Raw genomic sequence first — 14,579 nt, forward strand, 5'->3', positions numbered from 1 at the left:
TGCGTGCATTGCACTGCATCCCTTGCGCCCGCGAAAGGCAACCATCATGCCCCGTCACACCCACCGCATAGCCGCCGCCGCCACCCTCGTCGCCCTGATCACCGGTGCCGTCGCCTGCGGCCCCAAGGGCCAAGGCGACACCAAGACCGGCGCCGCCGGTGCGCCCAAGAGTGGTGGCACGCTCACCGTGCTCAACAGACAGCCGCAGAAACAGTTCGATCCGGCGAGGCTGTATACCTCCGGCGGCGGCAATGTCCCCAGCCTGGTGTTCCGTACGCTCACCACCCGCCACCGCGCGGCCGGTGCCGAGGGCACCAAGGTCGTCCCCGACCTGGCCACCGACACCGGCAAGGCCAGCGATGACGCCAAGGTCTGGACGTACACCCTCAAGGACGGGCTGAAGTACGAGGACGGTACGCCCATCACCAGCGCCGACATCAAGTACGGCATCGAGCGCTCGTTCGCCGCCGAACTCTCCGGCGGTGCCCCCTACTTGCGTGACTGGCTGGTCGGCGGTGAGAACTACCAGGGTCCGTACAAGGAGAAGAAGGGGCTCGACTCGATCGAGACCCCGGATGCCAAGACCATCGTCTTCCATCTGCGCAAGTCCGAGGGCGACTTCCCCTACCTGGCCACCTCCACCCAGTTCGCCCCGGTGCCCAAGGCCAAGGACACCGGTGCCAAGTACGCCGAACACCCGGTGTCCTCGGGCCCGTACAAGGTGGTCAAGAACGAGGGCGACGGCCAGCACCTGGTGCTGGAGCGCAACACCGAGTGGTCGCAGAGCAGTGACAAGGAGCGGCACGCCTACCCGGACAAGGTGGATGTGCAGTCGGGGCTTTCGTCCGAGGTGATCAATCAGCGGCTGTCCACCGGGTCGGGCGCGGACGCCGCCGCGGTGACCACCGACACCAACCTGGGGCCGGCCGAACTCGCCCAGATCGGCGGCAACAAGGAGCTGGCCGGGCGGGTGGGCACCGGGCACTTCGGTTACACCAACTACCTGGCGTTCAACCCGAAGAACAAGCCCTTTGACGACCCCAAGGTGCGTCAGGCGGTGGCCTATGCCATCAACCGCACCAGTGTGGTCAACGCGGCCGGCGGTTCTTCGCTGGCCGAGGCGGCCACCACCTTCCTGCCCAACCGGTCGACCTTCGGCTACACGCCCTATGACCCGTTCCCGGCCGGCGCCACCGGCGACCCGGAGAAGGCCAAAGAGCTGCTGAAGGAGGCCGGGCACCCGGACGGGCTGGAGATCACCCTCACCCATTCCACCGCCCAGGACTTCGAGACCAGCCCGGACATCGCCACCGCCATCCAGGCTTCGCTGGAAAAGGCCGGTTTCAAGGTGAAGCTGGCGGGTCTGGAGACCAACGCCTACGACGAGAAGGTGCACAGCGTCAGCAACCAGCCCGATCTCTTCCTGGCGCACTGGGGTGCCGACTGGCCGTCCGGCGGGCCGTTCCTGGCGCCCATCTTCGACGGGCGGCAGATCGTCAAGGACGGTGCCAACTTCAACACCGCCCAGCTGGACGACTCCCAGGTCAATGATGAGATCGACGCCATCAACAAGATCACGGATCATGATGCGGCAGCCAAGCGGTGGGGTGCGCTGGACCAGAAGATCGGCGAACAGGCCCTGGTCGTCCCGCTGTTCCACCCGGTCTACAAGCGACTGGTCGGCAAGGACGTCAAGAACGTCGTGATCAGTGACTGGACCGGTGTGCTCGACGTCTCGCAGATTGCGGTCAAGTGACGCAAGAGACCGACTCCGCCGGCGCCCGGCAGGTGCTGCGGCGGTTGCGTGCGCGCAAGTCCGCGCTTGTGGCCGCCGCCGTGCTGGGCCTGCTGGTCCTGTTCGCGCTGGCCGCGCCGCTGCTGGCGGGCCTGGAGGGGCAGGACTCCACCACCTATCACGACAACCTGGTCAACTCGGCTGCCGGCGGTGTGCCGTTGGGGTCGTTCGGCGGCGTCAGCGCCGAGCACTGGCTGGGCGTGGAGCCGGGCACCGGCCGCGATGTGTTCGTCCGGCTCTGCTACGGCGCCCGTGTCTCGCTGGTCGTGGCGCTCGGCGCCACCGTGGTCCAGGTGCTGGTCGGGGTGGCGCTGGGCGTCACCGCCGCGCTGGGCAACAAGCTCGCCGACAGTGTGATCGGGCATCTCACCGATGTGCTGGTGGCCCTGCCGTTCCTGGCCTTCGCCGTGGCGCTGACCGCCGTGGTTCCGGCCGACTTTCCGCGTCCGGTGCTGCTGGTGCTGGTGATTGGGCTGCTCAACGGTGTCGGCGGACTGGCGCGGCTGGTACGGGCCCAGACGCTCAGCCTGAAGAAGCTGGACTATGTCTCGGCGGCCCGGCTCAGCGGCGGCTCCTCCTGGCGCATCGCCCGGCGTGAGCTGCTGCCCGCGCTTGCCGCACCCGTGATCACCTATGCCGCCGTGCTGCTGCCGTCCAACATCGTGATGGAGGCCGGTATGTCCTTCCTCGGCGTGGGCGTCAAACCCCCGACCCCCTCCTGGGGACAGATGCTTTCCACCGCCACCACCTGGTTCCGCGCCGACCCCATGTATGTGGTGCTCCCGGCGCTGTTGCTGTTCATCACCACCCTCGCCTTCACCGTGCTCGGGGACGCGCTGCGCACCGCGCTGGACCCGCGCGAGGCATCCCGGCTGCGGGTCGGCCGGGTCGGCCGGGTCGGCCGCGCCGGCCGAGTGGGCCGGGCCGGGCGCCGGAAGGAGGGTGCCGCATGACCGGCTATCTGCTGCGCCGGATCGCCGGCGGACTGGCCGTGCTGCTGGTGCTCTCCGTGATCATCTACGCGGTGTTCTATGTGGCGCCGGGCGACCCCGCCCGGCTGGCCTGTGGACCGCGCTGCAACCCGGAACAGATCCGGCAGGTCCGTGAGCAACTCGGGCTCAACCAGCCGGTGTATGTGCAGTACTGGCACTTCCTGCAAGGGCTGGTGGCCGGACATGACTACTCCACCGGCACCGGCACCATGCACTGCCAGGCGCCCTGCCTGGGCCTGTCGTACCAGAACGACCAGCCGGTCACCGACCTGATCGTCCAGCGGCTGCCGGCCACCGCCTCGCTGGCGGTGGGCGCCATGGTGCTGTGGCTGCTGCTGGGTGTGGGCAGCGGAGTGCTCTCCGCGCTGCGCCGTGGCGGGATCACCGAACGGGTGCTGACCTGGCTGACCCTGGCCGGCACCGCCACCCCGGTGTTCATCACCGGCCTGGGGCTGCTGATGCTGTTCTGCGCCTACTTGCGGTGGCTGCCCTTCCCCTCCTATGTGCCGCTGACCGACGACCCGGAGCAGTGGGCCTGGAACATGCTGCTGCCCTGGCTGGCGCTGGCCCTGCTGGAGTCCGCCAAGTACGCCCGGCTGACCCGCAGTTCCATGCTGGAGACGCTGGCCGAGGACCATATCCGCACCTTCCGTGCCTATGGTCTCGCCGAGCGCTCCATTGTCGGCGGGCACGCCCTGCGCGGTGCGCTGGCACCGGTGATCGCGCTGTCCGCGGCCGACTTCGGGTCGATCTTCGGTAACGCCATGCTCACCGAGACCATGTTCGGCCTGCCCGGTCTGGGCCAGCTGATGGTGACCTCGACCAAGACCATCGATCTGCCGGTGGTGGTGGGCGTGGTGCTGGTCACCGGCACCGCCGTGGTGGTCGCCAACATCGTGGCGGATGTCCTCTATGCCGTCGCCGACCGAAGGGTGGCCCTGCGATGAGCCGACCGCTGGTATCCGTCTCCGGCCTGACCGTGGACTTCCCGGTGGGCGAGGGCGCGGTACGGGCCGTGGACGGCCTGAGTTTCGAGCTGGCCGAGGGCGGCGCGCTGGGCATTGTCGGCGAGTCCGGCTCCGGCAAGAGCACCGCCGCTTTCGCGCTGCTGGGGCTGCACCGGGGGACCGGTGCCGGGGTCACCGGCTCGGTGCGGGTGGCGGAGCATGACGTCAACGCCGCGGATGATGCGGAACTGCGGCGGATCCGGGGCGGGGTGGCGGCCATGGTCTTCCAGGATCCGCTGTCCTCGCTTGACCCCTATCAGGCCATCGGTGACCAGATCGCCGAGGTCTACCGGGTCCACCGGCGTGCTGCCTCCCGGCGCGCGGCGCGCGCCCGCGCCGTGGAGGTGCTCGACCGGGTGGGCATTCCCGATGCCGCGCGCCGGGCGCGCTCCCGCCCGCATGAGTTCAGCGGCGGACAGCGCCAGCGCGCCCTGATCGCCATGGCGCTGGCCTGCGAACCCAGGCTGCTGGTCGCCGACGAGCCCACCACGGCGCTGGATGTCACCGTGCAGGCCCAGATCCTGGACCTGCTGCGGGAGTTGCGCCAGGAGACCGGCATGGGGCTGATCCTGGTCACCCATGACCTGGGCGTGGCCGCCGGCAGCGTGGACGAGCTGCTGGTGATGAAGGGCGGGAAGGCGGTGGAGCACGGCCCGGTGCGTACGGTGCTGGACGCGCCGCGCGAGCCGTACACCCGCGAGCTGCTGGCCGCCGTGCCCCGGGTGGAGGTGCGGCGCCCGGTCCGGGCCGTGGCCGAAAACGAGCCGCTGCTCGAAGTCACCGGGCTGCGGAGGGAGTTCGGGCGGGGCAAGCAGCAGGTGACCGCGGTGGAGGGCGTATCGCTGACCGTACGGCCGGGGGAGACCGTCGGGCTGGTGGGGGAATCCGGCAGCGGCAAGACCACCCTGGGGCGGATGCTGGTGCGGCTGCTGGACCCCACCGGTGGGCGGCTGCGCTACCGGGGGCGGGAGATCGGTGGGCTGAGCGAGCGTGAACTGCGGCCGTTCCGCAGTGAGTTGCAGATGGTCTTCCAGGACCCGGTGGCCTCGCTCAACCCCCGCCGCAGCATCGGCGAGTCCATCGCCGATCCGCTGCGCGCCGCCGGAGCGCTGACCGACGGCGAGATCGCCGCCCGGGTGCGGGAACTGCTGGAGCGGGTGGGCCTGGACCCCGGCGCCTACCACCGCTATCCGCATGAGTTCAGCGGCGGGCAGCGGCAGCGGGTGGGCATCGCCCGGGCGCTGGCCCCCCGGCCCAGGCTGATTGTCTGCGATGAGCCGGTGTCCGCCCTCGATGTCACCACCCAGGCGCAAGTGGTGGGGCTGCTGGGTGAGTTGCAGCGCGAGCTGGATCTGGCGCTGGTCTTCATCGCCCATGACCTGGCCGTGGTGCGGCAGGTCAGCGACCGGCTGGTGGTGATGAAGGGCGGCCGGATCGTGGAGGAAGGACCCGCCGACACGGTCTATGAGCAGCCGCAACATCCCTACACCCAGGGCCTGCTGGCGGCCGTGCCCCGCCTGACCCCCGCCGAGGCTGCTCTCTAACGGTCCGGCCAACGGGAAGGTCACGCCCGTTCACCCCTTCCGGTGGCGCGACGGACAACCGTCCGCCGCGCCACCGGGCAGCGCCCCTAGCGTGCTTCCGGCTGCCGTACGTCGGTGTGTGTCGGAGGAGATTCGGGGGTGTTGCGCTCGTGCGTGTGGGACTGCTGACCGAGGGTGGTTACCCGTATGCGGCAGGTGAGGGCGGGGAGTGGTGCGACCGGCTGGTGCGCGGGCTGCCCCGTCATGAGTTCGAGGTCTACGCGCTGAGCCGTACCGCCCGTCAGGAGGACAGCGGCTGGTACGCGCTGCCCGGCAATGTCCGCCGGGTACGGGCGGCCCCGCTGTGGGGCGATCCCGGACCGGGCCGGGCCGGGCGGGCCCATGGCAGCTACGGTCGGCGGGAACGGCAGCGGTTCGCCGAGCACTTCACCGGGCTGGCCGCCGCCCTGACGGCACCGGACTCGGAGGCGTACCGTTTCGCCGAGGGGCTCTACGGGCTGGCCGCGCTGGCCCGTGAGGAGGGCGGGCTGGCCGCCGGGCTCCGCTCCGAACAGGCGCTGCGCATCCTGGAGACGGCCTGCCGCGCCCCGGGGGCGCATCCCGCCGCCCTGGACACCCGGGTGGCCGATCTGCTGGTCGTCTCCGGCCTGCTGGAACGCGCCCTGCGGCCGCTGTCCCAGGACTGGTACGGGACGGCCGACGGTGATCTGGGGCTGGCCCGGGTGGATCTGTGCCATGCCGCCTCGGCCGGTCCGGCCGCCCTGGCGGGACTGCTGGCCAAACGCTTCTTCGGTACTCCGCTGCTGGTCACCGAGTACCGGGTCCATCTTCGCGACTACTACCTGGCCGCACCGCCCGGCCCCTCTCCCGCGGTGCGCGCCCTGCTGTCCGCCTTCCACCGGGCGCTGACCACCGAGGTCTACGCCCAGGCCGCCCTGATCACCCCGGGGGACGCCCAGGTCAGACGCTGGCAGGAGCGGTGCGGCGCGGACCGGGGCCGGCTGCGCACCGTGCCGCCCGGCATGGACGCCGGGCTCTATGAGGCGGTCGGCGAGGGGACGGCCGGGGGGTCGGCCGGGGCGGCCGACGACGGGCTGACCCTGCTGGGCGTGGGCGGACCCGCCGAGCCCTGTCTCTGGGAGGCGTTCGCCGCCCTGCGGGAGGCCGAACCCGGGCTGCGGCTGCGGCTGGCCGGCCCGGCGGAGGATCCGCCGCCGGAGCGGGACGGGGTCACCCGGGCCGACGGCTGCGGACCGGAGGACTACGCGGCGGCCGGCGTGGTGGTGCTGGCCGGCGCCCCGGACGGCTTCCCGGTGCCGCTGGCCGAGGCCATGTTCTGCGGCCGCGCGGTGGTGGCGCCGGATGCCGCGGTGGTACGTGAAGTGGTGGGCGGCACCGGCCTGTTGGTGCCGCCGGGCGACCCGGCCGCGCTCGCCGAAGCCTGTCTGGCCCTGCTGCGCGACCCCGGGCGCCGGGCCCGCCTGGGCGCCGCCGCCCGGGCCCGGGCGCTGGAACTGTTCACCGTGGAGCAGAACATCGCCGCCTTCGGCGCCCTCTATCTGGAGATCCTCTCCAGAGCGCCGGTCCGGCAGGACAACCCCGGGCAGGCCGTCCCCTTCGCCGAGGCCGCCCGCCCCCGCGCCACGCTGTCCTGGTCGCCCAGGGCCGCCTCTCCCACCTGGGCGGGCCGCCGGTGAGCCCTTCGGTAACCGCCCGCCCGGGCCCGGCGGCCCATGAGGCCGCCGGCATAGCCACCGACCCGGTGAAGGCCCTGCTCCACCGCCATCAGGAGCTGTGCGCGGGCGCGGTCGACCCGCTGGAGATCGCCGCCGGTCTGGAGGTGCGCGGCGTCACCGACCGGGTGGCCGCCGAGTACCGGCACCGCGATGTGTTCTCCCTGGCCGAGGAGCTGCACGCCCGCGCCGAAGGGGTCCAACCGGCCGCGCCGGCAAGGCCGTTGGACCCGCCGCCCGGGCCGCCCGAGGGCTGCTCGGTGCGGCCGGGGCGCAGCGGCTGGGGTGCGCGGGGCACCCTGGCCTGGCTCTGGCTGGTGGGCTACGGACTGATCGGTGACCGGGTGCTGGTGGCCCTGCTGCACCGCGGACACCACCCGGGCCCGTACGGCCTGGCCGCGGCCGCCGCGCCCACCGCCCTGGCCCTGGCCTGTGTGGTGGCCCCGGCCGCCTGGTGTGCGCACTGGTTCACCGCCACCGCCCGCGCGGTGCTGGCCGGCAGCCGGTCGCTGGCCGAGGTCGGGGCCCGGCTGCGGCCGGTGCTGCTGGTGGCGCTGGCGGTGTTCACCGGGATCCTGCTGGCCTTCCTGTGGTCCGCCCGGTCCGCGCTGCCGGCCGGCCACCCGGCCTCGCCGGCGCCGGTCTACGCGGCGGTGGCGGCGCTCGGCGGGCTGCTCTTCCTGGCCCGGCTGCTGGCCGGGCACGGGCTGGCCCGGACCGCCGTGGCCGCCACCGGCGCGGCCGCGCTGGCCGAGGCACTGCCGCTGGGCGTGCTGCTGGCCGCCCGGCTGCCCGGCTGCGGGGCGCTGGCCTGGCCGGTGGACGAGACCACCCGGGCCTTCGGGCCCGCCGCGCTGCCACTGGCGGCCTGCGCCGTGCCGGCGCTCGCCCTGCTGGCCCACGCCCTTCCCGCGCTGACCCGGGCCTCGGCCCATGGGCGCGGGGACCCCGCATCCGCAATCGGCACCGTGTGCTGACGTCCCTCCCAGCGCATCGCCGCACCGCAACCGCCTTAAGGAGCACCAGAGATGACCGTCCATTCCAAGAGTTACTTCCGGAGTCACCCCCGGAGTCACCCGCAGAGCGGCACCGGGCGAGAGCGAGGGCGCCAGCGATGAGGGTCCTGTTGCTCGGTGCCAATGGCTACCTCGGCCGCTTTGTGGCCGACCGGCTGCTCGCCGACCCCGCCGTCCAGCTCACCGCCCTCGGCCGGGGCGATGACGCCGATGTCCGCTTCGACCTGGCCAGCGGCAGCCCCGGCGCGCTGACCCGGTTCCTCAACGCCGTCCACCCCGGAGTGGTGATCAACTGCGCGGGCGCCACCCGGGGCGGGGCCCGGGACCTGGCCCGGCACAACACGGTGGCGGTGGCCACGGTCTGCGAGGCCATGCGGCGCAGCGGGTGCGGGGCCCGGCTGGTGCAGATCGGCTGCTCCTCGGAGTACGGCCCCTCCCAGCCCGGCTCCTCCACCGCCGAGGACGCGGTGCCGCGCCCCGGCGGCCCCTACGGGGTGAGCAAGCTGGCCGCCACCGAACTGGTGCTGGGCTCCGGGCTGGACGCCATTGTGCTGCGGGTGTTCTCCCCGGTCGGCCCGGGCACCCCGGCGGGCTCCCCGCTGGGGCGGCTGGCCGAGGCGATGCGGCGGGCCATGCAGAACGGCGACAGCGAGCTCAAGCTCACCGGCCTGGGGGTGCAGCGCGACTTCGTGGACGTCCGGGACGTGGCCCGGGCGGTGCACGCGGCCTCGCTGTCCGCCGCCCAGGGCGCGGTCAACATCGGTACCGGCCGGGCGGTGAAGCTGCGCGAGGCGGCCTCCCTGCTGGCCCGGGTGGCCGGCTTCGGGGGCGCGCTGCACGAACTGGACGACCCGCACCTGGGCTCGGCCCCCGCCTACCCCTACCCGGACGGCTGCGGCGCCTGGCAGCAGGCGGATGTGCGCACCGCCCGGGACCGGCTGGGCTGGCGGCCGAGGATCGGCCTGGAGGAGTCGCTGGCCGACATCTGGATGGAGGCCGCGTGCCGTATCTGACCTCGGGCCGGGGCCGTCCGGCGGCCAGGGGGCCGGGGCACCGCGACCCGCTGCGGCTGGGGGTGCCCGGCTTCGGCCATCCACTGCTGGCCCCGGCCGAGTGGTCCCGGCTGGCCAGACCCCGGGTGCCGCTGGACTGGGTGGTGGTGGGCGGCAGTTCGGCCGGGCCCGGCTGCCGGCCGGACCCCTACTGGTCGGCGGTGGTGCTGCCACTGCGGGCGGCCGGAGTGCGGGTGCTGGGGCATCTGGACTTCGCCTTCGGCGCCCGCCCCTTCGGGGAGCTGATCTCCGACGCCCAGCGGTACCTCAACTGGTACCGGGTGGAGGGCTTCGCGGTGGGCCGCTGCCCGATGGACGCCGAGGCGCTGCCCGAGGTGCGGCGGCTGGCCGGGGCGCTGCGCACCCTGCTGGTCGGCGCCCGGCTGGTGCTGGTGCACGGCAGGTACCCGGAGCCCGGATACGCCGCGCTGGCCGACCAGTTGGTGACCTTCACCGGCCCCTGGTCCCGCTACCGCCACTGCCAGGCACCCCGGTGGGCCGGGGAGCATCCGCCCGGCCGGTTCTGCCATCTGGTGCACTCGGTGCCGGGCGACCGGCTGGCGGAGGCCCTGTCCCTGGCCCGCGCCCAGCGGGCGGGCACCGTCTACCTCACCGACCGCACCGACCGGGACGGGATCAGCCCCTGGGAGGCGGTGCCCGGCTACTGGGACGATCTTGTCTCGCGCATCGGACCTGGTGTCTCGGAATGAGACGGGGCGTGGCAGTGTTACGGAAAGAACGACCGTACTGACATACCGACCATCGGAGTCCCCGTGTCGCTGCCACCCCTGGTCGAGCCCGCCGATGGGCTCACCGTCGACGAGGTCCGCCGGTACTCCCGCCACCTGATCATCCCCGATGTGGGGATGGACGGGCAGAAGCGGCTGAAGAACGCCAAGGTGCTCTGTGTGGGCGCTGGTGGCCTCGGTTCGCCCGCTCTGATGTACCTGGCCGCGGCCGGTGTCGGCACCCTGGGCATCGTCGAGTTCGACGAGGTCGACGAGTCCAACCTGCAGCGCCAGATCATCCACTCGCAGTCGGACATCGGCCGTTCCAAGGCGGAGTCCGCGCGGGATTCGGTGCTGGGCATCAACCCGTATGTGAACGTCGTTCTCCACCAGGAGCGCCTGGAGGCGGAGAACGTGATGGAGATCTTCGCCCAGTACGACCTGATCGTGGACGGCACCGACAACTTCGCCACCCGCTACCTGGTCAACGACGCCTGTGTGCTGCTGAACAAGCCCTATGTCTGGGGCTCCATCTACCGCTTCGACGGCCAGGCCTCGGTGTTCTGGAGCGAGCACGGCCCCTGCTACCGCTGCCTGTACCCGGAGCCCCCGCCGCCGGGCATGGTGCCGTCCTGCGCCGAGGGCGGTGTGCTGGGCGTGCTCTGCGCCTCCATCGGCTCCATCCAGGTCAATGAGGCCATCAAGCTGCTGGCGGGCATCGGTGAGCCGCTGGTCGGCCGGCTGATGATCTATGACGCCCTGGAGATGACCTACCGCCAGGTCAAGGTCCGCAAGGACCCGGACTGCGCGGTGTGCGGCGCCAACCCCACGGTCACCGAACTGATCGACTACGAGGCGTTCTGCGGGGTGGTGAGCGAGGAGGCGCAGCAGGCGGCGGCCGGCTCGACGATCACTCCCAAGCAGCTCAAGGAGTGGATCGACGAGGGCGATCCCATTGAGATCATCGATGTCCGGGAGCCGAACGAGTTCGAGATCGTCTCGATCCCCGGGGCCCGGCTGGTGCCCAAGAACGAGTTCCTGATGGGCAACGCGTTGCAGGATCTGCCGCAGGACAAGCGGATCGTCCTGCACTGCAAGACCGGTGTCCGGTCCGCGGAAGTGCTGGCGGTGCTGAAGTCGGCGGGCTTCTCGGATGCGGTGCATGTCGGTGGTGGCGTCATTGGCTGGGTGAATCAGATCGAGCCCGACAAGCCGGTGTACTAGGGGCCCCGTAAGGGGCGCGGGGCAGCGGCTGTTTGCGGCTCCGCCGCGTGGGGGCGACCAGCCACGGACGGCCCGCACCGGAAACCTATGAGCAGGTCGCCCCGGCCTTCGGCACGGTGCCGTCCAGCAGGTAGTGGTTGACCAGGCCGGTCATACACGGGTTTCCGGAGTTGTACGCGCCGTGCCCCTCGCCCCGGTAGGTGGCCAGGACGCCCACGTCCCGGCCCAGTTGCCGGGCCATTCGTCCGGCGCCCTCGTAAGGGGTCGCCGGATCACCGGTGTTGCCGACGACCAGCACGGGGGCCGCGCCCGGTGCGCTCACCTGAGGGGTGCGCCACTTGCCGGGCACCGGCCAGCCCGTGCAGTCCAGCAGGGACCAGGCCGCCGGCTCGCCGAATGTCGCCGACGCGTCCTGGAACCGGGGCAGTTGGGCGCGTACCTGGTCGGCCGAGTAGCGCTGCTGGGCGTCCAGGCAGCTGATGGCGCGGTTGGCGGCCTGGAGGTTGCTGTAGTGGCCGTCCGGTGAGCGGCCGGCCAGGGAGTCGGAGAGGGACAGCAGGACGCTGCCGGTGCCCTTGGTCATCGCCTCGCGCAGGCCCAGGCTCAGATACCGCCAGGTGTCCTTGGAGTAGAGCGCGGCGGCGATGCCGTTGACCGCCTCGTCCCGGGTCAGGACGCGCCCGTTCTGCTCGGTGGGCAGCGGGTTCCGGTGCACCCGGGACAGCAGGTCGGTGATGCCGGCCTGGGTGGGGCAGCCGTCGGTGCAGGCCTTGAGGTAGTCCGCCAGGGCGAGTTGGAAGCCCTTGGCCTGGCCCAGGGAGGCCTCCACCGGGTCCTGGGTGGGGTCCACCACCGCGTCCAGCACCGCCCGGCCGACCTTCCCGGGGTACAAGTGGGCGTAGACGCCGCCGAGTTCGGTGCCATAGGAGATGCCGAAGTAGTGCAGCTTGTCGTCGCCCAGCGCCTGGCGCAGCAGTTCCATGTCGCGGGCCGCGCTGGTGGTGTCGACCTGGCCCAGCAGCCGCCCGGAGTTGTGGGAGCAGGCCGCCGCGTAGGCGGCGTTCTGGGCCTGGGTGCGGCGCAGTTCGGTGTCGTTCTCCGGGGTGGTGTCGGTCTGGGCCGCCGCGTCCAGCGCCTTGTCGTCCAGGCACTTGACGCCGGCGCTCTCGCCGACGCCGCGCGGGTCAAAGCTGACCAGGTCATAGCGGGCGCGCAGGGCGCGGTACCCGGGGGCGAACTGGGGGAGGGCGGCCACTCCGGAGCCGCCGGGGCCGCCGAAGTTGAAGACCAGGGAGCCGATGCGGTGGGCCTGGTCGGTGGCCCTGGCGCGGATCAGGGCGATGCCGATGGTGTCGCCGTGCGGCTTGGTGTGGTCCAGCGGTGCGCGCAGGGTGCCGCACTGCCAGTCCGGGCCGGGTGCCCGGCCGCCGCCCTGGGCGGCGGTGGGGGCGCCGCAGGGCTTCCAGCCGAGCGCCGGGGGCCGGTCGTCGGTGCGGTCTCCGCTCGCCGGGGTGCCGCCACCGCACCCGGCGGCGGCCAGGGCGAGCGTGAGCGTGAGCGCGGGCAGGGTGCGGGTGGGGCGCATGTCCCGACTCTACGGAACGGCGGGGGGCGCGCAGCAGGGGGCGGTTGGGAGCGCGTCAGAGCCCGGAGGACAGCGAGCGCGGGTCCGGTGGGGGCTGGCTGGGCGGCGTGGGGCTGGGGCTGGGCCCATGTGGTGGGTGAACCATCGGCCCGGACTGCGTCTGCCAGAGTGCCACCAGGGTGGCCAGCAGTGCGGCGACGGCCAGGGCGCCGGTGGCCAGCTGCCCCCGGTGTCCGTCGCGCGAGGCGCGGTGCGGCATATGCCCCCTCCCAACTGATCCGGTTCCTATAGGACTATGCGTCCTATGAGCACACCTTGTCGTGCCCCGGAACCGTACCGTTCAGGAGATAGGTGTCCACCGCGTCCTTGACACACGCATTGCCGCTGTCATAGGCGCCATGACCCTGGCCCCGGTATGTCATCTCGGTGGCGACGCCCGGGCCCAGCGCCTGGACCATCTTCCGCGCTCCCTCGTAAGGGGTCGCCGGGTCACCGGTGTTGCCCACCACCAGGATCGGTGCCGAGCCCTTGGCGCTGACGTCCGGGGTCTGCCACTCGCCCTTGACCGGCCAGCCGGTGCACTGGGTCAGCCCCCAGGCCATGAAATCGCCGAAGACCGGGGAGGTCCTGCGGAACTCCGGGAGCAGGGTGGAGATTTGCTGGGCGGAGTAGCGCTGGGCGTAGTCGGCACAGGTGATGGCGGTCAGTGAGGCCTGGAGCGAGCTGTAGTGCCCGTCCTGGCTACGGCCGTTCATGGCGTCGCCCAGCGCCAGCAGCACCCGCCCGTCGCCGTTCTCCGCGTCCTCGACGCCCTCGGTGAGGTAGTCCCAGAAGTCCTTGGAGTACAGGGACTGGGCTATGCCGCTGGTGGCCAGCGACTGGGTCAGCCGGCGGCCGTCGGCTCCGGCAATGGGCTGCTTGGCCAGCCGGTCCAGCAGGCCGGTGATCTGCTGCTGGGTGGGGCAGTTGTCGTGCTGGTGGGGGCAGTCGGCGAGGTAGTTGTCGAGCGCCAGCTGGAAGCCCCGGGTCTGGCCCAGGGCGCCCTGGACCGGGTCGGTGGTGGGGTCCACCACCGCGTCGAACAGGGCCCGGCCGACCCGTTGCGGGAACAAGTGGGCGTAGACGCCGCCCAGTTCGGTGCCGTAGGAGACCCCGAAGTAGTGCAGCTTGTCGTCGCCCAGCGCCTCGCGTATCAGGTCCATGTCGCGGGCGGCATTGGCGGTGCCCACATAGGGCAGGACCTTGTGGGAACGCTCATGGCAGCCCTCCGCGTACTTCTGCACCCTGTCCACCAGGGCCTGTTGGTCCTCGGGGCTGGTGGGGGTCGACCCGGCCGCGTAGTAGGCGTCCAGTTCCTTGTCGTCCAGGCACTTGATGCCATTGCTGCGGCCGACGCCGCGCGGGTCGAAGCTGACCAGGTCGTAGCGGGCGCGCAGGGACTTGTAGTCGTCGGCGAAGGCCGGGAGTGTGGTGACCCCGGAGCCGCCGGGGCCGCCGAAGTTGAAGACCAGGGAGCCGATGCGGTGGGCCTGGTCGGTGGCCCTGGCGCGGATCAGGGCGATGCCTACGGTGTCGCCATGCGGCTTGGCGTAGTCCAGCGGGGCGTGCAGGGTGGCGCACTCCCAGTCGTTGCCCGGCTTCTTGGCCGGGGCGCCCTCGCTGACGTCGGGGGCCGGGCAGGAGCCCCAGTCCAGATGGGGCCCGGTGGCGCCGGTGGCCGTGGACTTGGTCGCGGCGGCCGTGGGTTCGGCGGAGTCGGCGGTGCAGCCGGACAGGGCCAGCGCCAGGGTCAGCAGCCAGCAGGAGCGTATGAGACGGGACACGGCACGCTCCCTGGGCTCGGCGGCGGGGACATGGTCCATGCTCCGGGCGGCGGGGGGAGGGCGCGCGTGCTGTGCGGCGT

General features: G+C 72.2%; 12 protein-coding genes. 9 read left to right on the forward strand and 3 right to left on the reverse strand.

Translation table 11 applies throughout. The features are described from left to right. Positions 1–46 precede the first annotated feature (46 nt). The 9 genes from ACIHFE_RS05640 (at position 47) to moeZ (ending at position 11,091) form a co-directional block, all read left to right on the forward strand. A complete protein-coding gene (locus tag ACIHFE_RS05640) occupies positions 47–1,756 on the forward strand; it encodes an ABC transporter substrate-binding protein (RefSeq protein ID WP_400104531.1) in 1,710 nt (569 codons plus the stop codon). Continuing rightward, positions 1,753–2,748 carry an ABC transporter permease gene (locus ACIHFE_RS05645; protein WP_400104532.1) on the forward strand — a complete coding sequence of 332 codons (996 nt, stop codon included), beginning with the start codon at positions 1,753–1,755 and terminating at the stop codon, positions 2,746–2,748. The genes ACIHFE_RS05640 and ACIHFE_RS05645 overlap by 4 nt, the downstream gene beginning before the upstream one ends. Further along, complete coding sequence (locus ACIHFE_RS05650) at positions 2,745–3,734, forward strand: ABC transporter permease (protein ID WP_400104533.1); 990 nt, start codon at positions 2,745–2,747, stop codon at positions 3,732–3,734. Before ACIHFE_RS05645 ends, ACIHFE_RS05650 begins: the two co-directional genes overlap by 4 nt. After that, complete coding sequence (locus ACIHFE_RS05655; RefSeq protein ID WP_400104534.1) at positions 3,731–5,338, forward strand: ABC transporter ATP-binding protein; 1,608 nt, start codon at positions 3,731–3,733, stop codon at positions 5,336–5,338. The genes ACIHFE_RS05650 and ACIHFE_RS05655 overlap by 4 nt, the downstream gene beginning before the upstream one ends. Before the next feature lie 149 nt (positions 5,339–5,487). Beyond that, positions 5,488–7,035: a DUF3492 domain-containing protein gene (locus tag ACIHFE_RS05660; RefSeq protein ID WP_400104535.1), complete on the forward strand. Its 1,548-nt coding sequence runs from the start codon at positions 5,488–5,490 to the stop codon at positions 7,033–7,035. After that, positions 7,032–8,048 carry a hypothetical protein gene (locus tag ACIHFE_RS05665; RefSeq protein WP_400104536.1) on the forward strand — a complete coding sequence of 339 codons (1,017 nt, stop codon included), beginning with the start codon at positions 7,032–7,034 and terminating at the stop codon, positions 8,046–8,048. Before ACIHFE_RS05660 ends, ACIHFE_RS05665 begins: the two co-directional genes overlap by 4 nt. 137 nt (positions 8,049–8,185) lie before the next feature. Continuing rightward, a complete protein-coding gene (locus ACIHFE_RS05670) occupies positions 8,186–9,100 on the forward strand; it encodes an NAD-dependent epimerase/dehydratase family protein (RefSeq protein WP_400104537.1) in 915 nt (304 codons plus the stop codon). Beyond that, positions 9,088–9,849 (forward strand): spherulation-specific family 4 protein, encoded by a 762-nt coding sequence (locus ACIHFE_RS05675; RefSeq protein ID WP_400104538.1) that lies wholly within the window; start codon positions 9,088–9,090, stop codon positions 9,847–9,849. The genes ACIHFE_RS05670 and ACIHFE_RS05675 overlap by 13 nt, the downstream gene beginning before the upstream one ends. A 63-nt stretch (positions 9,850–9,912) precedes the next feature. Beyond that, positions 9,913–11,091, forward strand: coding sequence for an adenylyltransferase/sulfurtransferase MoeZ (gene moeZ, locus ACIHFE_RS05680; RefSeq protein WP_400104539.1), 1,179 nt, complete (start codon positions 9,913–9,915; stop codon positions 11,089–11,091). A gap of 85 nt (positions 11,092–11,176) precedes the next feature. Here the strand turns inward: moeZ and ACIHFE_RS05685 are convergent, their stop codons facing one another. The 3 genes from ACIHFE_RS05685 to ACIHFE_RS05695 are packed head-to-tail and all read right to left on the reverse strand — an operon-like array spanning position 11,177 to position 14,538. Continuing rightward, positions 11,177–12,676, reverse strand: coding sequence for an alpha/beta hydrolase (locus ACIHFE_RS05685; RefSeq protein ID WP_400104540.1), 1,500 nt, complete (start codon positions 12,674–12,676; stop codon positions 11,177–11,179). Positions 12,677–12,731: 55 nt separating this feature from the next. Beyond that, complete coding sequence (locus ACIHFE_RS05690) at positions 12,732–12,935, reverse strand: hypothetical protein (RefSeq protein WP_400104541.1); 204 nt, start codon at positions 12,933–12,935, stop codon at positions 12,732–12,734. Positions 12,936–12,978: 43 nt separating this feature from the next. After that, positions 12,979–14,538 carry an alpha/beta hydrolase gene (locus tag ACIHFE_RS05695; protein ID WP_400104542.1) on the reverse strand — a complete coding sequence of 520 codons (1,560 nt, stop codon included), beginning with the start codon at positions 14,536–14,538 and terminating at the stop codon, positions 12,979–12,981. Positions 14,539–14,579: the final 41 nt, after the last annotated feature.

This window comes from Streptomyces sp. NPDC052396 (assembly GCF_044593195.1).
In the GTDB taxonomy this organism is placed as follows: domain Bacteria; phylum Actinomycetota; class Actinomycetes; order Streptomycetales; family Streptomycetaceae; genus Streptomyces.